The sequence below is a fragment of the Oryzobacter telluris genome (assembly GCF_043099285.1).
Taxonomy (GTDB): domain Bacteria; phylum Actinomycetota; class Actinomycetes; order Actinomycetales; family Dermatophilaceae; genus Oryzobacter; species Oryzobacter telluris.
This window is the reverse complement of the sequence record NZ_CP170723.1, coordinates 3,182,140-3,198,722: the sequence shown is the minus strand read 5'-3', so window position 1 is coordinate 3,198,722 and position 16,583 is coordinate 3,182,140. Positions and strand designations below refer to the sequence as shown.

Sequence of the window (16,583 nt, the reverse complement as noted above, 5' to 3'; positions counted from 1 at the left end):
CCACCGGCGGGTCAGCATCCGACCCTGACGTCCGCGCCTGCACGACGTGAATAGTATGGGCCGCATGACGTACGTGATCGCGCAGCCCTGTGTGGACCTGAAGGACAAGGCCTGCATCGAGGAGTGCCCCGTCGACTGCATCTACGAGGGTGAGCGCAGCCTCTACATCCACCCGGACGAGTGCGTCGACTGCGGTGCGTGCGAGCCGGTGTGCCCGGTCGAGGCGATCTACTACGAGGACGACGTCCCCGAGCAGTGGGCCGAGTACTACAAGGCCAACGTCGAGTTCTTCGACGACCTCGGCAGCCCGGGCGGCGCCGCGAAGCTCGGCGTCATCGCCAAGGACCACCCGATCATCGCCGACCTGCCGCCGCAGGAGCACGACGAGTAAGGACGCGGTGACGCCGGTGCTGCGGCTCCCGGACTTCCCCTGGGACTCCATCGTCCCCCTCAAGGAGCGTGCCTCCTCCTTCGCCGACCCGGACCTGCCGGGGCCCGCGGGCACCGGCCTCGTCGACCTGTCGGTCGGCACGCCCGTCGACCCCACCCCCGACGTCGTGCGGGCCGCGCTCGCCGACGCCTCCGACGCACCCGGCTACCCGCAGACGTGGGGCACGGCCGACCTGCGCGAGGCCGTGGCGACGTGGTTCGCCACGCGGCGCGGGGTGCCGGACGTCGACCCCGTGGGGGTGCTGCCCACCGTCGGCTCCAAGGAGCTCGTCGCCTGGCTGCCGCTGCTGCTCGGTGTCGGGCCCGGTGACGTCGTGGCCTTCCCGCGCGTCGCCTACCCCACCTACGACGTCGGGGCCCGGCTCGCCGGCGCGACCCCGCTGGCCCTCGACGCGCTGACCTCCCTCGGGCCGCCCACGGCCGCCACGACGCCGAAGCTGCTGTGGCTCAACACCCCCGCCAACCCCACGGGACAGGTCCTCGGCGTCGAGCACCTGGCGAAGGTGGTCGCCTGGGCTCGGCAGCACGGGGTCGTCGTCGCCTCGGACGAGTGCTACGCCGAGCTCGACTGGCGTCCCCGCGCGGAGGGCTCCACCGAGCCGCCGACGACGCCCTCGATCCTCGACCCGCGCGTCACCGGCGGCTCGCACGAGGGGCTGCTGTGCGTCTACTCCCTGTCCAAGCAGTCGAACCTCGCCGGGTACCGCGGGGCCTTCGTCGCCGGCGACCCCGCCCTCGTCGGCCGCCTCCTCGAGGTGCGCAAGCACGCGGGGATGATCGTGCCGTGGCCGGTGCAGCGGGCCGTGCTCGCCGCCCTGGGCGACGTCGCCCACGTCGCCGATCAGAAGGAGCGCTACGCCCGCCGGCGCGCCACCCTCCTCCCGGCGGTCGAGGCGTTCGGCCTGCGGGTCGACCACTCCGAGGCCGGGCTCTACCTCTGGGCGACGGCGGGGGAGGACGGTCGTGCCACCCTCGCCCGCCTCGCCAACCGGGGCGTCCTCGCCGCCCCCGGCGACTTCTACGGGCCCGCCGGGCGCGAGCACGTGCGGATCGCGTTGACCGCCACCGACGAACGCATCGAGGCCGCCGTCGCGCGTCTTCGCTGACGCCGGGTGCGGTCAGGGTCACGCGGACCGCGTTTCTCCCTGCGGATTCCTCGGGGGTAGGGTCGAAATGAACCCGTGCCCGACGAGAAGGAACCGACCAACATGACCGACGGTGCAACGCTCTCCGCGGAGGGCAAGCAGCTCGACCTCAAGCTCGTCGAGGCGACCGAGGGCAACAGCGGCTACGACATCTCCGCCCTGCTCAAGGAGACCGGCAACGTCACCCTCGACGGTGGCTTCGTCAACACCGCCAGCTGCACGAGCGCGATCACGTACATCGACGGCGACCAGGGCATCCTGCGCTACCGCGGGTACCCCATCGAGCAGCTCGCCGAGAGCTCGACCTTCCTCGAGACCTCGTACCTCCTCATCTACGGCGAGCTCCCCACCGCCGACGAGCTGGCCAGCTTCGAGGACCGCGTCCGCCAGCACACGATGCTCCACGAGGACCTCAAGGGGTTCTTCCAGGGCTTCCCGCGCGACGCCCACCCGATGCCGGTGCTCTCCTCGGCCGTGTCCGCGCTGTCGACCTTCTACCAGGACAGCCTCGACCCCTTCGACAAGGAGCAGGTCGAGATCTCCACGATCCGCCTCCTCGCGAAGCTGCCGACCATCGCGGCATACGCGTACAAGAAGTCGATCGGGCAGCCGTTCCTGTACCCGGACAACAACCTCAGCCTCATCGAGAACTTCCTGCGGATGACCTTCGGGGTCCCGGCCACCGACTACGAGATCGACCCCGACCTCGTGCGTGCCGTCGACCTCCTCCTCATCCTCCACGCCGACCACGAGCAGAACTGCTCCACCTCCACGGTGCGCCTCGTCGGCTCCTCGCAGGCCAACCTGTTCGCGTCGGTCTCGGCCGGGATCAACGCCCTGTTCGGCCCGCTGCACGGTGGCGCCAACCAGGCCGTCCTGGAGATGCTCGAGAAGATCCAGAACGCCGACTTCTCCACCGACGAGTTCATGAAGAAGGTGAAGAACAAGGAGGACGGCGTCCGCCTCATGGGCTTCGGCCACCGGGTCTACAAGAGCTACGACCCGCGCGCGGCGATCATCCGCAAGACGGCGCACGACATCCTCGAGAAGACCTCCGGCGGCGACGAGCTGCTCGAGATCGCGATGCGCCTCGAGGAGATCGCCCTCGCCGACGACTACTTCGTCGAGCGCCGCCTGTACCCGAACGTCGACTTCTACACGGGCATCATCTACAAGTCGATGGGCTTCCCGACGCGGATGTTCACCGTCCTGTTCGCCCTCGGCCGCCTCCCCGGCTGGATCGCCCAGTGGCGCGAGATGATGGAGGACCCGACCACGAAGATCGGCCGCCCGCGGCAGGTCTACACCGGCTACGCCGAGCGCGACTACCAGGGCATCGGCCAGCGCTGACGCCCACGGTTGCCCGCGGCACCGCCTCGAGCCCGCCCGACCCCACGGTCGCGGCGGGCTCTCGGCCGTCCGGGGGTGGGGCCGGCGCTCAGGCCAGGTGGATGGTGACGGTGAGGGGGTCGCCGGCGGACGCCGCGTCCTCGACGCCCTGCCACCCGTACGACGACTCGTCCATCGAGCGGTCCCACCGCTGGTTGCCGATCTCGACGCGCACGGCGGAGGTGTCGGTGGCCCGGGCGACCGCCCAGGACGCCACGGCCCACGCCCCGTCCTTGGACTCGGCGACGACGGTGACGGTGCGGTCGCCCACCTCGCCGCTGACCCCGAAGTCCTTCTTGACCAGCGCCGCCACGGCCTTGGCGTCACCGCTGGTCTTCGCGTCCTCGAGGGTGCAGCCGATGCCGGAGGCGGTCTGCCCGGACAGGACCGAGGCGGTGACGCGGGCCTGCGGCTCGTGCTGGGCGTAGGCCTCGCCGGCGGCCGAGCGCTGGACCTCCTGCGCGGCCTCGGCGATGTCCATGTCCGTGTAGCCCTTGACCTTGACCAGCGCGTCGTAGAACTTGTTCGTCGAGTACTCGGGGTTGAGGATCTGCTCGGCGGTGCCCCAGCCCTGTGACGGGCGCTGCTGGAACAGGCCGAGCGAGTCGCGGTCGCCGAACTTGACGTTGCGGACCTTCGACTCCTGCATGGCCGTGGCGATGGCGATGGTCGCCGCCCGCGGGGGCAGCCCGCGCTTGACCGAGATGGCCGTGATGGCGGCGGCGTTGCTCGCCTGGTCGGGGGCCCACTCGAAGGTCGAGCCCGAGGCGGTGACGCGGCACGACTCACCGGCGGCGAGCCGGGTGAGGTGGCGGATCCCGAGGTACCCGGCGGTGCCGAGGACGCCCACGAGGACGAGGGTCATGAGCACGCCGAGGCGCCGCCGCGCGGGGGAGCGGGGTCCCTCCTCGGCGAGCGTCAGGGCGCCACGGGGCGTGCGGGGCATCGGGGTCGGGGGTCCTTCCGGGTCAGTCGTTGGCGTGGAGCGCCGAGTTCAGCACGATCCCGTGGCCGTCGCGGGGACGCGCCTCGACCGTGCCGGTCACCGAGTTGCGCAGGAACAGCAGGCTGGCCTGGCCGGACAGCTCGCGCGCCTTGGCGACGGTGCCGTCCGGGAGGGTGACCTTGGTCCCGGCGGTGAGGTAGAGGCCCGCCTCGACGACGCAGTCGTCACCGAGGGCGATGCCCAGACCCGACTCGGCTCCGAGCAGGCAACGCTCGCCGATGCTGACCCGTTCCGTTCCGCCGCCGCTCAGGGTGCCCATGGTGCTCGCGCCCCCGCCGATGTCGGAGCCGTCGCCGACGACGACGCCCTGGCTGATCCGGCCCTCGACCATGCTCGAGCCGAGGGTGCCGGCGTTGTAGTTGACGAAGCCCTCGTGCATCACGGTGGTGCCGCTGGCGAGGTGCGCGCCGAGGCGGACGCGGTCGGCGTCGGCGATGCGGACCCCGGCGGGCACGACGTAGTCGACCATCCGGGGGAACTTGTCGACGCCGAGGACCTGCACCGGGCCGCGGGCGCGCATCCGGGCGCGGGTCAGCTCGAAGCCGTCGACGGCGCACGGGCCCTGGGTGGTCCACACGACGTTGGGCAGGACGCCGAAGACGCCGTCGAGGTTGATGCTGTTCGGCGGGGCGAGGCGGTGGCTGAGCAGGTGGAGGCGCAGGTAGGCGTCCTCGGCGCTCGCGGGCGCCGCGTCGAGGTCGATCTCCACGGTGGCGAGGCGGCGGATGACGCGGCGGACCTCGTCGGGGCCGGTGAGGGCCTCGAGCTCGGCGGGTGCGGCCGAGCCGTCGGGGTCGCCGAGGGCGGGAGCGGGGTACCAGGCGTCGAGGACGGTGCCCTCGTCGGTGGTGGTGAGGAGGCCGTGGCCCCAGGCGGTGCGCGTCATGCGTCCAGCCTACGGGGCCGGCCCGGCCCGTCCCCGGGTGCGTCCGCTGCTCTCGCCGGGCGCAACTAGGGTGGCGGGCATGTCCTCCGGAGCACCCGTCCTCGACCTGTCCCTCGACGCCACGACGCTCACCGCCGCGGTGTGCGACATCGAGTCGGTGAGCCTGCGGGAGGAGCCGCTGGCCGACGCCGTCGAGGTCGCGATGCGGGCGCTGCCGCACCTCGAGGTCACGCGGATCGGCAACACGGTGATCGCCCGGACGAACCTCGGGCGCACCGAGCGCGTCGTCCTCGCCGGCCACATCGACACCGTCCCGCTGACCGTCGACCCCTCGAACCTGCCGACCCGGCGCGTCGACGGACCCGGTGGCGAGATCCTCTGGGGCCGCGGAACGGTCGACATGAAGGGCGGCGTCGCCGTGATGCTCCGCGTCGCCCACGAGGTCCGCGAGCCGAGCCGCGACATCACCTTCGTCTACTACGAGGCGGAGGAGATCGACTCGCAGTTCAACGGCCTGCTCCACGTCGAGCAGCAGCGCCGCGACCTCATCGAGGACGCCGACTTCGCCGTCCTGCTCGAGCCCACCGACGCCCGCGTCGAGGGCGGCTGCAAGGGCACCCTGCGGGCCGAGGTCACGACCAAGGGCATCGCCTCCCACTCGGCGCGGCCGTGGAAGGGGCACAACGCCATCCACGACGCCGCCGACGTCCTCGCCCGCCTGGTCGCCTACCAGCCCGCCACCCGCGAGGTCGACGGCCTGGAGTTCCGCGAGGCGCTCAACGCCGTCCACATCTCCGGGGGCATCGCCGGCAACGTCATCCCCGACCGCTGCGTCGTCACCGTCAACTACCGGTACGCGCCGGACCTCACCGAGGACGACGCCGCGGCCCACGTCAGCCAGGTGTTCTCCGGCTTCGACGTCACCGTCGTCGACAACGCCGCCGGTGCCCGCCCGGGCCTCACCCTCCCCGCCGCCCAGGCGTTCGTGCAGGCGCTCGGCCTCCCCGTCGAGGCCAAGCAGGGCTGGACCGACGTCGCCCGGTTCTCGGCGATGGGCGTCCCGGCCGTGAACTTCGGCCCGGGCGACCCCAACTACGCCCACATGGACGACGAGCAGTGCCCCGTCGAGCAGTACGGGGCCTGCGAGGCCGCGCTGGTCCGCTGGCTGGCCTGACCCACGGGATAGCGTGACGGCGTGGACCCGACCGCAGAGCCCGCTCCCCGCCGCCGCCCCGACGAGTACCGCCAGGGCCCGGTCATCATGCGGGGCACCCAGGTGCCCGGCTCGACCACCGACCAGCGCCTCCTCGACAGCCGCGGCTCCGCCGACTGGGTCCACACGGACCCGTGGCGCGTCATGCGCATCCAGTCCGAGTTCGTCACCGGCTTCGGCGCGCTCGCCGAGCTCGGTCCGGCCGTCAGCGTCTTCGGCTCGGCGCGCACCAAGCCCGACACCGCCACCTACGCCCTCGGGGTCCGCCTGGGTGCGGCCCTCGTCGAGGCCGGCTACGCCGTCATCACCGGAGGTGGACCCGGGGCGATGGAGGCCGCCAACCGCGGCGCTCTGGAGGCCAAGGGCACGTCGGTGGGCCTGGGGATCGAGCTGCCGTTCGAGGCCGGGCTCAACGAGTTCGTCGACCTCGGCGTCAACTTCCGCTACTTCTTCGCGCGCAAGACGATGTTCGTCAAGTACGCCTCCGGCTTCATCGTCCTCCCGGGTGGCTTCGGCACGCTCGACGAGCTCTTCGAGGCGGTGACGCTCGTCCAGACCCAGAAGGTCACGAGCTTCCCGATCGTCCTGCTCGGCACCGACTACTGGGGCGGCCTGTTCGACTGGCTGCGCGGCACGGCGGCCGAGGCCGGCACCATCGGCGCCCGCGACCTCGAGCTGCTCACCCTCACCGACGACGTCGACGAGGCGGTCGCCACCATCGTCACGTCCGACGGTGGGGCGCGCGGCGGGATGCGGGAGTCCGGCCGGGGGTAGTCGCAGGTCGGGCTCGTAGGATCGGCCCGTGGTCCCGCTGATCCTCCTCGCCCTCGTCGCCGTCGCCCTCGTGGCGACGGTCGCGGCCGTGGCGGGAGGACGCCTCGAGGTCGACCCGCTCGCCGACCCCGTGACCAGCACGCCCGACCACGGGCTGCCGCTGGACCCCCACGCCGCCGACGTCGACGCCGTGCGCTTCGACACCGCCCCCCGCGGCTACCGGATGGACGAGGTCGACGCCCGCCTCGAGGCGCTGCGCGACGACCTCGCCGAACGCGAGCGGACCCTGGACTCGTTGCGGGACACCACCTGACCATGGCCTTCACCATCAGCCGCAGCACCCTGCTCGCGCCGGACCGGGCCTGGGCGGCGGTCACCGACCTCGCCGAGCACACCCGCCACGTCCCGCTCACCGATGTCGAGGTCCCCGAGGGCGGCCTGCGCCTCGGCGCCGAGGTCGTGGCCACGACGCGCCTCGGACCGCTGCGGTTCGCCGACCGGATGCTCGTCACCGCCCTCGAGCCCGGCACGCGGCTCCGCCTCGTCAAGACCGGTCGCTTCCTCCACGGCTGGGCCGACATCGAGGTCACCGGCGACCCCGCCGCCCCCGGTGCGTCGAGGGTGGAGTGGACCGAGGAGCTCTGGCTCCCCGGGCTGCGCCGCCTGACGCGACCGCTCGGCGATCGGCTCGGTCCGGTGCTCTTCGGCCGGGTCGTCGAGGGCCTGCTGCACCGCGCCGAGGGCGAGGTCGCCTCGTGACCTGGTCGATCCTCCTCGCCGCGCTCGGCATCGCCGTCGTCGCCGGGGCCGCCTGGTTCCTCGGCCGCCCCCGTCCCGCCTCCGGACCGGTCGACGCCACCGGCTTCGCCCCCCAGCTGCGCGGCTACCGGATGGACCAGGTCGACGCCGTCATCGACGCCCTCGAGGCGCGGGTGGCCCAGCACGACCACGCCATCGCCCGCCTGCGTCGAGGGCCCGACACCGCCTCCGTGGCAACCGCGGGGGGCGAGGACGGCTCGGGCTTCGCGCAGGCCGAGGCGCCGGTGCCGGTCCCGGTGCCGCTGCGGCGCCCGGGCCGGCCGCCGGAGCGCCCGTCCGGCGCCGCCACGACGGTCCCGCCGCCGGCGACGCTGCGCCGCAGCGACCTCGTCGCCCCGGCCGTCTACCTCGTGTTCGCGGCCTACGTGGTGGCCGGCCTCCTCGCTGCCCCCTTCACCGGCCACCTCTCGCAGGGCGTGCAGGACCAGCAGGCGTTCGAGTGGTACTTCGGCGCCACCGCGCACAACCTCGCCACGTTCTCCAACCCGCTCTTCAGCGACCTGCAGAACTTTCCCGACGGCGTGAACCTCATGGCCAACGCGAGCGTCCTCGGCCTCGGCATCCCGCTCGCGCCGCTCACGCTGCTGGCCGGCCCGCAGGTCACCTTCATCCTCGTCGAGCTCCTCGGCCTCGCCCTCACCGCGAGCGCCTGGTACTGGCTCTTCCGCCGGCGGCTCGCGGTGCACCCGGTGGCCGCGGCCCTCGGCGCCGGGTTCGCGGGCTTCGCACCGGGGCTGGTCTCGCACGCCAACGGCCACCCGAACTTCGTCGCGCAGTTCCTCGTGCCCGTGATCCTCGACCGCGTGCTGCGCCTTGCGCAGGCCGACGCCCGCCGGGTCCGCGACGGGGTCGTCCTCGGCCTGCTCGTCGCGTGGCAGGTCCTCATCGGCGAGGAGGTCCTGCTGCTCGCCGCCATCGGGATGCTCGTGGGCGGCCTCGTGCTCCTCGCGCACCGTCGCGTCGACCTGCGACGCCTGCTGCCGGGGGTGGGCATCGGGGCGGCCGTCACCCTGGCGATCGTCGCGTTCCCGCTGTGGTGGCAGTTCGCCGGACCGCGCAGCTACGGCTCGATCTGGCACCCGCCGGCCGGCAACGACCTCACCGCGCTGTGGGGCAGGGCCACCCGCTCGCTCGGGGCGGACCCCTGGGCCTCGGCCGCGGTGTCGATGAACCGCACCGAGGAGAACTCGTTCTTCGGCATCCCGCTGCTCGTCGTCGCCCTCGTCGTCACGGTCGTGCTGTGGCGCCACGTGGTGGTGCGGGCGCTGGCCGTGGTCGTCCTCGTCGCCTGCTGGCTCTCGCTCGGCGAGGACGTCACGGTCGGGGGAGTGGCCACCGGCATCCCGGGCCCGTGGGTGCTGCTCGAGCAGCTCCCCGTCATCGAGAACGTCCTGCCCACACGCCTCACCCTCGTCGCCGTCCCCGCCCTCGGAGCCCTGCTGGCCCTGGGCACCGAGGAGCTGCGCCGACGCGTCGGTTCCGCCGCCGACCACGCCGGGGCCGGGATCGTCACGGCCGTCGCCGCGGCCGGCCTCGTGCTCCTGCCGGTGTTCCCGACACCCCTCGTCGTCGAGCCCCGCGCGCCGATGCCGGCCTTCTTCACCGACGGCACGTGGCGCGACTGGGTCGACGACGGCGGTTCCGTGCTCGCCGCCCCGGCCCCCTGGGTCGCCGACACCCGCGCCCTGGAGTGGCAGGCGCAGGCGCGCTGGGGCTTCCCGGTCGTCGCGGGCTACTTCGTCGGCCCCGACAGCTCGCCGGAGAAGGGTGGGCAGTACGGCGCCACGCCCACCGTGTTCTCGCAGTGGATGGCCGACGTCGTCCTCGCCGACGCCGAGCACCACGCCTCGGACGGCGAGATCGAGGCGTTCCACGAGGACCTCCGGGCCGGACGCGTCGACGCGATCGTCCTGCCCGAAGCCCGTCCCGAGGCGCCGGCTCTCCTCGGATCGCTGTCCGACGCGTTCGGTGAGCCGTCCGCGCACACCGGCGGGGTCTACGTCTGGGACGTGCGGGAGGTGACCGATGGCGCTGGCTGACGTCGAGCAGACGACCCCGGTCCGGCTGAACCCGCTCACCTCCGCGGGCCGGCACGCGATCGGCGCACGCGCCCTCATGCACCCCGTCCTCACCGTGCTCGCGGTCTACGCCGTCTCACGCGTGGTGTCGCTCCTCGCCATCTGGATCGCGGCCACCTGGTTCCAGAACCCCGCGGGCGTCGGCCACGCCGCCCCCAACGTCGGCGACATGTTCGGCCTCTGGGACGGGGTCTGGTACGAGCGGATCGTCCGCGACGGCTACCCGGTGCCGCTGCCGGTCGACGCCGACAACGGCCGGGTCACCTACAGCGCGTGGGCGTTCTACCCGCTATACCCGTACCTCGTGAAGGGCGTGATGCTCACGGGGATGCCGTTCGCGCTCGCGGGTGGGTTGCTCAACGTCGTCCTGGCCGGTGGCGCGGCCGTGCTCATCTGGGCACTGCTGCGCTCCGGGGTCCACGCCGACCGCCAGCCGCAGCGCGAGCGGCTCGCCCTCGTCGCGGCCTGCCTGTGGTGCTTCTACCCGACGACCTCGGTGATGCTGAAGCCGTACACCGAGGCGCTCGCCGTGGTGCTCGTCGTGGCGGCCCTGCTCCTCCTCGTCCGACGCCAGTACCTCTGGGTGGCGGCCGTCGCGCTGCCGCTCGGCTTCACCCGCGGGGTCGCCCCCGCGCTCGGCGTCGCCGTCCTCATCCACCTCGTCGTCCGGTGGCGCGAGGACCGCGCCGCGGGGGTCGCGCCCCTGGCGGGGCAGCGGGCCAGTGCCGTCGCGATGCTCGGGATGCTGGGGGTCAGCGCCATCGCCTGGCCGGTCGTGGCCGGGATCGCCACGGGCGTGCCGACGGCGTTCTTCGACGTGCAGGCCGCGTGGGGCCAGCGCCCGGACAAGGGCCCGTTCGTCCTGTGGTTCGAGTGGGCCTGGCAGGGCAAGGGCCTCGCCGGGGTCGTCGTCCTCGTCGCGCTCGTCGGCACCTACATCGCGCTCGTCCTCGGCCGCCACGGCCGCTGGATCTCCATCGAGGCCCGCGCCTGGGCGCTCGCGTACCCCATCTACCTCTTCGCCGTGGTGCGTCCCATCACGAGCATGTGGCGCTTCCTCCTGCTCGACGTCCCGCTCGCCGCGCTGCTCGCCTCGGTGGCCATGCGCACCGCCAACGGGCAGGGCGTCGTGCCGCACTGGCGACGGCGCGTCGGCGTCGTCCTCCTCGTCCTGCTGGGGGGGATGGTGTGGTGGACCTGCGCCCTCCTCGTCTACACGCCGTGGGGGTCCTTCCCCCCGTGATCGGCACGCCCGGAGCCCAGTTCGGGCACCGCCACCTGCGGGTACTGATTTCGTCCTGTCGCACGGCTACGGGATAATGGAGCCCAACTCCGGCGTCCGGCGCCGGGAGTCACGCGGTGCAGACCCCCGTGACCGGGACGAGGAAGGGATTTCAGCCATGGCGGCAATGAAGCCGAGGACGGGCGACGGCCCGCTCGAGGTCACCAAGGAAGGTCGCGGCATCGTGCTCCGCATGCCCCTCGAGGGTGGCGGTCGGCTCGTCGTCGAGATGACCCCCGACGAGGTGCGCGCGCTCGGTCAGGCCATCGACAACTGCGAGGGCCTGAAGTAGATCCCCAGAGCTGATGACCACGAGGCCCCCACCGGTTGCGGTGGGGGCCTCGTCGCGTCCGCGGGTAGGGTCGCCGGGTGCCTCGCGACGACGTGATCCTCGACCCCCGCACCTCCACCTGGTCGGTCACCGACCGCCTCGAGGACGTGCTCGCGACCACCGTGTCGGAGGGTGCCGTCCTCGTCGCGCCCCTGGCCCCCGGCGACGACGGCCGCTGCGCCGCGGTCGCCGCCCTCACCTCCCTCGGCCTCGACGCCGCCCTGGTCCTCGAGACGCACGAGCCCCGCGACACCGCCGGCACCGTGACCACGGTCCCGCTCGCGCCGGGTGCCCACGCGGTGCGCCGCGTCCTCCTCGTCGGCACGGGTGACGGCTCCGTCGACGCCTGGCGCGCGGCCGGCGCCGCCGTCGGGCGGGCGACGCGGGGGAGTGCCCGGGCCGTCCACGCCGTGGGCGGCACCGTCGGCACCGGGCTCGCCTCCTACGTCGAGGGTGCGGTCCTCGGATCGTGGGCGTCCCCCCGCTGGACGACGGAGGGCGCGACCTCCGGTGCGCAGGCCGCGGTCGAGGCCGTCGTCACCGGTACCCAGGACGCCGACGGCGTCGCGCGCGCCGTGACCCGCGCGCGCGCCCAGCTCGTCGCCCGCGGCCTCGCGCACACCCCCTCCAACACGAAGAACCCGGCCTGGATGGCGGCCCGCGCCCGCGCGGTCGGCCGCGCCACGGGCCTCGAGGTCACCGTGTGGGACGAGCGGCGGCTGCGCCGCGACGGCTTCGGCGGCCTGCTCGCCGTCGGCGGGGGCTCGGCCACCCCGCCGCGCCTCGTCCGCCTCGACCACGAGCCGCCCGGGGCCACGGCGAGCACCCCGCGGGTCGTCCTCGTCGGCAAGGGCATCACGTTCGACACCGGTGGGCTGCAGATCAAGCCGACCGACGGCATGCTCGGGATGAAGACCGACATGTCCGGCGCGGCGATCGTGCTGGCCGTGCTCGCGGCCTGCCGCTCGCTCGAGGTGCCGGTGCGCGTCACCGGCCTGCTCGCCCTCGCGGAGAACGCCGTCGGCGGCGCGTCCTACCGGCCCGGCGACGTCGTGACCCAGTTCGGCGGGACCACGGTGGAGATCGGCAACACCGACGCCGAGGGTCGCATCGTCATGGCCGACGCCCTCGCCTACGCCGACGCCGAGCTCGACCCCGCGTGGCTCGTCGACGTCGCCACGCTGACCGGCGCCGCGCGCATCGCCCTGGGCCGCGTGGCCGCCCCGGTCTTCGCCACCGACGACGCCCTGCGCGACGCGCTCGTGGACGCCGGGGCCTCGACTGGTGAGACGCTGTGGCCGATGCCGTTGTCCGACACCTACCGTCAAGCCCTCGACTCCGACGTCGCCGACCTCAACCACATCGCCACCGGTGTGGGGGGTGGCGCCGTCATCGCGGCACTGTTCCTGCGCGAGTTCGTGGGCACGCGCCGCTGGGCGCACCTCGACATCGCCGGGACGGGCCGCTCGGACGTCGACGCCGGGATCTCCGCCAAGGGGGCGACCGGGTTCGGGACGAGACTGCTGCTGCGGTGGCTGGAGGGAATGCGCTGATGAATGCTGGCTACGGACTGACGGTGCGCTGGTCGCTGGAGCAGGCACCGGAGGACGCGGCCGACCAGCTGCGCGAGTACGTCGTGGGGACCTCGATCGCCCGCTTCATGTTCCTCGACGGCCTGGCGTTCAAGGTCTGGCGGATGCGCGACCGCGAGTGGTTCGAGGGGACCTACGTCTTCGACAGCGAGCAGGAGCGCAAGGTCTTCCGCGAGGGCTTCGAGCCCGGCGCCGCCCAGGCGCCCGGCAGCACGATCATCGGGTCGGCCCCCACGGCCATCGAGGAGTGGGAGGTCGTCGCCATCGCCGAGGGACCGGCCGGCTTCCGCCGCGGCGCGGGCCCGTCGGTCAGCTGAGCGCTACCGCTTGACGGCGGCGATGAGGCCGTCGCTCACCGGCAGCAGCGCGGCGAACAGGCCGTCGTGGTCGCGCAGCGTCTTGCCGAGGTCGCGCAGCGTCGTCGTGGTGGCGTCGCGGGCGGCGGGGTCGGCGACCTGGTCGTGCCAGAGCATGTTGTCCAGGACGAGGACGCCGCCGGGGCGCAGCAGCCGCACCCCGTGCTCGACGTAGGTGGGGTAGCTGTCCTTGTCGGCGTCGATGAGGACGAGGTCGTAGGCGCCGTCCGTCATCCGGGGGAGGACCTCGGCCGCCGCGCCGGTGATGACGCGCGTGCGCTGGGTCGGGTAGCCCGCCTCGGCGTACGCCTGGCGGGCGAGGCGCTGGTGCTCGGCGGCGACGTCGATGGTGGTGAGGACGCCGTCGTCGGGCATCCCGGCGAGCAGCCACAGCCCCGACGTGCCGGCCCCCGTGCCGACCTCGACGACGTGGCGGGCCTGAACCGCGGCGGCGAGGAGACGCAGCGCGGCACCTGCTCCGGTGCCCACCGGGGACGCCGCACCGAGCTCGAGGCCACGGCGCCGCGCGGCCTCGACGACCTCGGGTTCGGGCACGAACTCCTCGGCGTAGGACCAGCTGGCCGGCTTGAGAGTGCTCATGCCCCACACCCTAGGGGCGAAGGCCGTGCCCGGCCGCGCCGACACCGTTCCCAGCGGACGTTCAGGGAAACCGGGAACAATTCACGGCCACGACGCGTATCGATGGGTACATGAGCAGCCAGGTGAGGACGAACCGATGACGACGACGGACACCGCGGTGCGCGGTGACGCCACCGGCTGGGTGCCGCCCACGTGGGAGGAGGTCGTCGAGCAGCACTCCGCGCGGGTGTACCGGCTGGCCTACCGCCTCACCGGAAACGTCCACGACGCCGAGGACCTCACCCAGGACGTCTTCGTCCGGGTCTTCCGCTCGCTGCACACCTACCAGCCCGGCACCTTCGAGGGCTGGCTGCACCGCATCACGACCAACGTCTTCCTCGACAAGATGCGCCGCAAGCAGCGGATCCGCTTCGACGCGCTGTCCGACGAGTCCGCCGCGCGGATCCCCGGCCGCGGCCCGGGCCCCGAGCAGGCGTACCACGACGCCCACTTCGACGACGACGTCCAGCGCGCGCTCGACGCCCTCTCGCCCGACTTCCGCGCCGCCGTCGTCCTGTGCGACATCGAGGGGCTGTCCTACGAGGAGGTCGCGGCCACCCTCGGGATCAAGCTCGGCACCGTGCGCTCGCGCATCCACCGCGGTCGTGCCCAGCTGCGCGACGCGCTGGCCCACCGCGCACCGCAGCCCTCCACGACCCCCGCCAAGGCGCCCCGTGGGCGCATCGTCCGCCGTCCCGCCGCGGGAACCGTATGAGCCTGTCACCACGGGTGCGCTGCCTCGGGGCGGAGCTGAGCGAGTACGTCGCCGGCCGCCTCCCTGCGGAGCGCCAGTGGGACTGGGACCGCCACCTGGTCGCGTGCCAGGTGTGCGGGCACGCCGTGGACTCCGAGCGCCGCATCCGCACCGCCCTCGCCGGGGCCCCGTCGATGCCCGGTGACCTGCGGACCACCCTGCTCGCCCTCGGCAGCGCGATGGCCGCGGAGGCGCCGGCGCGCGCCGTGCCGGTCGCCGGACCGCAGCCGCTCGCCCTCCTGGCCCCGTCGGCGCCCGCGTGCCACCGCAGCCCGCTGCGGGCCACCGTCGTCGCCGCGGCCGCCGCTGGCGTGTCGGCCGCCGCCGCGTGGAGCCTCACCGTGATGGGGGCGCCGGGGGTCACCCGGCCCGCGCTGGCGACCACGACGACCCCGGCCTCGCGCCCCGCCGCCGCCCCCAGCACGGCGGCCGTCGTCACCGCGAGGTTCGACGTCCGCACCACCCGGGCGACCACCTCGGTGCGGACCGACCGGACGCAGCGGGCACAATCGAGCCCATGACGAGCGACCACGAGCCCGGACGCGACGAGTGGCGCCCGTGGGGTGGCCGCGGTCCCGCTGAGCACGGCCCCTCAGCCGAGCCGACCCAAGAGGCTCTGGAGGTGCCGGCCCGCGAGGAGCCGCTCTGGGCCCGACTCGGCGGCGGCGCCCCCGAGGCCACCTCCTCCGCGCCGACGCAGCCGGTGCCCACGTACGCCCCGTACCCGGCGTCACCGCCCGCGGGGCCGCCGCCCGAGCCGCAGCCCTCCCGCCGGGGTCCCGGCTGGGGCGCCCTCATCGGCGTGGCCGTGGCCGTCGCCCTCGTCGCCGGGCTCGTCGGCGGCATCGGCGGAGCCCTCCTCGCCGACCGCGAGTCGGGCCCCCGCGCCACCTCGGCGCTCCCCAGCCCCGGCGCCGGCGCCACGCAGCGCCCGAAGGGCTCCATCGCGAACATCGCCGCCACGGCCACCCCGAGCGTGGTGACCCTCAAGGTCGAGGGCGCCGACGGCCAGGGCACCGGCTCCGGCTGGGTGTACGACGACAAGGGCCACATCGTCACGAACAACCACGTCGTCGCGACCGCCGCCGACGGCGGCAAGATCACGGTCGTCCTCGCCAACGGCACCCAGCTCCCCGGCCGCATCGTCGGCCGCGACGCCTCCTACGACCTCGCGGTCGTCAAGGTCGAGCGCACCGACCTCGCCCCGCTCGCCATCGGCGACTCCAAGGCCGTCGTCGTCGGCGACGAGGTCATCGCGGTGGGGGCGCCCCTGGGGCTGGACTCCACCGTCACCTCGGGCATCGTCAGCGCGCTCGACCGTCCCGTCACCCCCGGCGACGCCGACGACCAGTCCTTCATCAACGCGATCCAGACCGACGCGGCCATCAACCCGGGCAACTCGGGCGGGCCGCTGCTCGACATGGAGGGGCGCGTCATCGGCGTCAACAGCGCGATCGCCCGCGCCCCCGGCTCCGACATCAGCGGGCAGAGCGGCAACATCGGCGTCGGCTTCGCCATCCCGAGCGCGCAGGTCCGCACCACGGCCGAGCAGCTGATCCGCACCGGCAAGGCCGTGCACCCGGTCATCGGCGTCTTCCTCGACACGCAGTACGACGGCGAGGGCGTGCGGATCGCCGAGACCGGCCCCAACGGCCAGCCGGCCCTCAACCCCGGCGGACCCGCCGAGAAGGCGGGCCTGAAGCCCGGCGACATCGTCGTGAAGTTCGAGGGGAAGCCCGTCTCCGACGACGGTGAGCTCATCGTCGCCATCCGCGCCCGGGCCGTCAACGACGAGGTCACCCTGACCATCCGTCGCGGTGGCACCGAGCGGGATGTCACGATGGTCCTCCAGGGTTCGCAGGACTGACG

Annotated in this window: 18 protein-coding genes; 15 read left to right on the top strand and 3 right to left on the bottom strand. The window is 73.6% G+C overall.

Annotation, left to right across the window (positions count from 1 at the left end; all coding sequences use genetic code 11):
• Positions 1-64: 64 nt before the first annotated feature.
• The 3 genes from fdxA (at position 65) to ACFLFB_RS14825 (ending at position 2,945) form a co-directional block, all read left to right on the top strand.
• Positions 65-391, top strand: coding sequence for a ferredoxin (gene fdxA, locus ACFLFB_RS14835; RefSeq protein WP_166118274.1), 327 nt, complete (start codon positions 65-67; stop codon positions 389-391).
• A 7-nt stretch (positions 392-398) separates the two neighbouring features.
• Entirely contained in the window at positions 399-1,556 is a 1,158-nt protein-coding gene (gene dapC, locus ACFLFB_RS14830) for a succinyldiaminopimelate transaminase (RefSeq protein ID WP_392542948.1), read from the top strand.
• A 102-nt stretch (positions 1,557-1,658) separates the two neighbouring features.
• Entirely contained in the window at positions 1,659-2,945 is a 1,287-nt protein-coding gene (locus ACFLFB_RS14825; protein ID WP_392542947.1) for a citrate synthase, read from the top strand.
• Between the two features lie 88 nt (positions 2,946-3,033).
• Here ACFLFB_RS14825 and ACFLFB_RS14820 read toward each other — a convergent pair whose 3' ends face one another.
• Together ACFLFB_RS14820 and dapD are read right to left on the bottom strand one after the other, a co-directional pair.
• Entirely contained in the window at positions 3,034-3,930 is an 897-nt protein-coding gene (locus ACFLFB_RS14820) for a hypothetical protein (RefSeq protein WP_392542946.1), read from the bottom strand.
• A gap of 22 nt (positions 3,931-3,952) precedes the next feature.
• Positions 3,953-4,876, bottom strand: coding sequence for a 2,3,4,5-tetrahydropyridine-2,6-dicarboxylate N-succinyltransferase (dapD, locus tag ACFLFB_RS14815; protein ID WP_392542945.1), 924 nt, complete (start codon positions 4,874-4,876; stop codon positions 3,953-3,955).
• A gap of 79 nt (positions 4,877-4,955) precedes the next feature.
• Here dapD and dapE point away from each other — a divergent pair, with 79 nt between their 5' ends.
• From dapE to ACFLFB_RS14770, 9 genes are all read left to right on the top strand, one after another.
• A complete protein-coding gene (gene dapE / locus ACFLFB_RS14810) occupies positions 4,956-6,050 on the top strand; it encodes a succinyl-diaminopimelate desuccinylase (protein ID WP_392542944.1) in 1,095 nt (364 codons plus the stop codon).
• Positions 6,051-6,137: 87 nt separating this feature from the next.
• Positions 6,138-6,863 (top strand): TIGR00730 family Rossman fold protein, encoded by a 726-nt coding sequence (locus ACFLFB_RS14805; protein ID WP_392545431.1) that lies wholly within the window; start codon positions 6,138-6,140, stop codon positions 6,861-6,863.
• A gap of 28 nt (positions 6,864-6,891) precedes the next feature.
• Positions 6,892-7,176 (top strand): DivIVA domain-containing protein, encoded by a 285-nt coding sequence (locus tag ACFLFB_RS14800; RefSeq protein WP_392542943.1) that lies wholly within the window; start codon positions 6,892-6,894, stop codon positions 7,174-7,176.
• A 2-nt stretch (positions 7,177-7,178) separates the two neighbouring features.
• Complete coding sequence (locus ACFLFB_RS14795) at positions 7,179-7,622, top strand: SRPBCC family protein (protein ID WP_392542942.1); 444 nt, start codon at positions 7,179-7,181, stop codon at positions 7,620-7,622.
• Complete coding sequence (locus tag ACFLFB_RS14790) at positions 7,619-9,721, top strand: hypothetical protein (protein WP_392542941.1); 2,103 nt, start codon at positions 7,619-7,621, stop codon at positions 9,719-9,721. Before ACFLFB_RS14795 ends, ACFLFB_RS14790 begins: the two co-directional genes overlap by 4 nt.
• Positions 9,708-11,003, top strand: coding sequence for a hypothetical protein (locus tag ACFLFB_RS14785; protein ID WP_392542940.1), 1,296 nt, complete (start codon positions 9,708-9,710; stop codon positions 11,001-11,003). Before ACFLFB_RS14790 ends, ACFLFB_RS14785 begins: the two co-directional genes overlap by 14 nt.
• A 157-nt stretch (positions 11,004-11,160) precedes the next feature.
• Positions 11,161-11,334 (top strand): DUF3117 domain-containing protein, encoded by a 174-nt coding sequence (locus tag ACFLFB_RS14780; protein WP_327444866.1) that lies wholly within the window; start codon positions 11,161-11,163, stop codon positions 11,332-11,334.
• A gap of 77 nt (positions 11,335-11,411) precedes the next feature.
• Positions 11,412-12,926 carry a leucyl aminopeptidase family protein gene (locus tag ACFLFB_RS14775; RefSeq protein ID WP_392542939.1) on the top strand — a complete coding sequence of 505 codons (1,515 nt, stop codon included), beginning with the start codon at positions 11,412-11,414 and terminating at the stop codon, positions 12,924-12,926.
• A complete protein-coding gene (locus tag ACFLFB_RS14770) occupies positions 12,926-13,282 on the top strand; it encodes a hypothetical protein (RefSeq protein WP_392542938.1) in 357 nt (118 codons plus the stop codon). The genes ACFLFB_RS14775 and ACFLFB_RS14770 overlap by 1 nt, the downstream gene beginning before the upstream one ends.
• Before the next feature lie 3 nt (positions 13,283-13,285).
• Here ACFLFB_RS14770 and ACFLFB_RS14765 read toward each other — a convergent pair whose 3' ends face one another.
• The gene (locus tag ACFLFB_RS14765; RefSeq protein ID WP_392542937.1) at positions 13,286-13,921 is read right to left on the bottom strand and encodes an O-methyltransferase; all 636 of its coding nucleotides are present in this window, start codon (positions 13,919-13,921) and stop codon (positions 13,286-13,288) included.
• A gap of 136 nt (positions 13,922-14,057) precedes the next feature.
• Here ACFLFB_RS14765 and sigE point away from each other — a divergent pair, with 136 nt between their 5' ends.
• Genes sigE through ACFLFB_RS14750 form a run of 3 tightly spaced genes read left to right on the top strand, consistent with a single transcriptional unit; the run spans position 14,058 to position 16,581 of the window.
• Complete coding sequence (gene sigE / locus ACFLFB_RS14760) at positions 14,058-14,675, top strand: RNA polymerase sigma factor SigE (RefSeq protein ID WP_392542936.1); 618 nt, start codon at positions 14,058-14,060, stop codon at positions 14,673-14,675.
• A complete protein-coding gene (locus ACFLFB_RS14755; protein WP_392542935.1) occupies positions 14,672-15,235 on the top strand; it encodes a hypothetical protein in 564 nt (187 codons plus the stop codon). The genes sigE and ACFLFB_RS14755 overlap by 4 nt, the downstream gene beginning before the upstream one ends.
• A complete protein-coding gene (locus ACFLFB_RS14750; protein ID WP_392542934.1) occupies positions 15,232-16,581 on the top strand; it encodes a S1C family serine protease in 1,350 nt (449 codons plus the stop codon). Before ACFLFB_RS14755 ends, ACFLFB_RS14750 begins: the two co-directional genes overlap by 4 nt.
• The last annotated feature ends 2 nt before the right edge of the window (positions 16,582-16,583 follow it).

Bases quoted from the DNA above. Each gene is read 5' to 3' on its own strand.
- fdxA (WP_166118274.1), top strand. From the start codon at position 65: ATGACGTACGTGATCGCGCAGCCCTGTGTGGACCTGAAGGACAAGGCC.
- ACFLFB_RS14825 (WP_392542947.1), top strand. From the start codon at position 1,659: ATGACCGACGGTGCAACGCTCTCCGCGGAGGGCAAGCAGCTCGACCTC.
- ACFLFB_RS14820 (WP_392542946.1), bottom strand. From the start codon at position 3,930: ATGCCCCGCACGCCCCGTGGCGCCCTGACGCTCGCCGAGGAGGGACCC.
- dapD (WP_392542945.1), bottom strand. From the start codon at position 4,876: ATGACGCGCACCGCCTGGGGCCACGGCCTCCTCACCACCACCGACGAG.
- dapE (WP_392542944.1), top strand. From the start codon at position 4,956: ATGTCCTCCGGAGCACCCGTCCTCGACCTGTCCCTCGACGCCACGACG.
- ACFLFB_RS14805 (WP_392545431.1), top strand. From the start codon at position 6,138: ATGCGGGGCACCCAGGTGCCCGGCTCGACCACCGACCAGCGCCTCCTC.
- ACFLFB_RS14795 (WP_392542942.1), top strand. From the start codon at position 7,179: ATGGCCTTCACCATCAGCCGCAGCACCCTGCTCGCGCCGGACCGGGCC.
- ACFLFB_RS14785 (WP_392542940.1), top strand. From the start codon at position 9,708: ATGGCGCTGGCTGACGTCGAGCAGACGACCCCGGTCCGGCTGAACCCG.
- ACFLFB_RS14780 (WP_327444866.1), top strand. From the start codon at position 11,161: ATGGCGGCAATGAAGCCGAGGACGGGCGACGGCCCGCTCGAGGTCACC.
- ACFLFB_RS14770 (WP_392542938.1), top strand. From the start codon at position 12,926: ATGAATGCTGGCTACGGACTGACGGTGCGCTGGTCGCTGGAGCAGGCA.
- ACFLFB_RS14765 (WP_392542937.1), bottom strand. From the start codon at position 13,921: ATGAGCACTCTCAAGCCGGCCAGCTGGTCCTACGCCGAGGAGTTCGTG.
- sigE (WP_392542936.1), top strand. From the start codon at position 14,058: ATGACGACGACGGACACCGCGGTGCGCGGTGACGCCACCGGCTGGGTG.
- ACFLFB_RS14755 (WP_392542935.1), top strand. From the start codon at position 14,672: ATGAGCCTGTCACCACGGGTGCGCTGCCTCGGGGCGGAGCTGAGCGAG.
- ACFLFB_RS14750 (WP_392542934.1), top strand. From the start codon at position 15,232: ATGACGAGCGACCACGAGCCCGGACGCGACGAGTGGCGCCCGTGGGGT.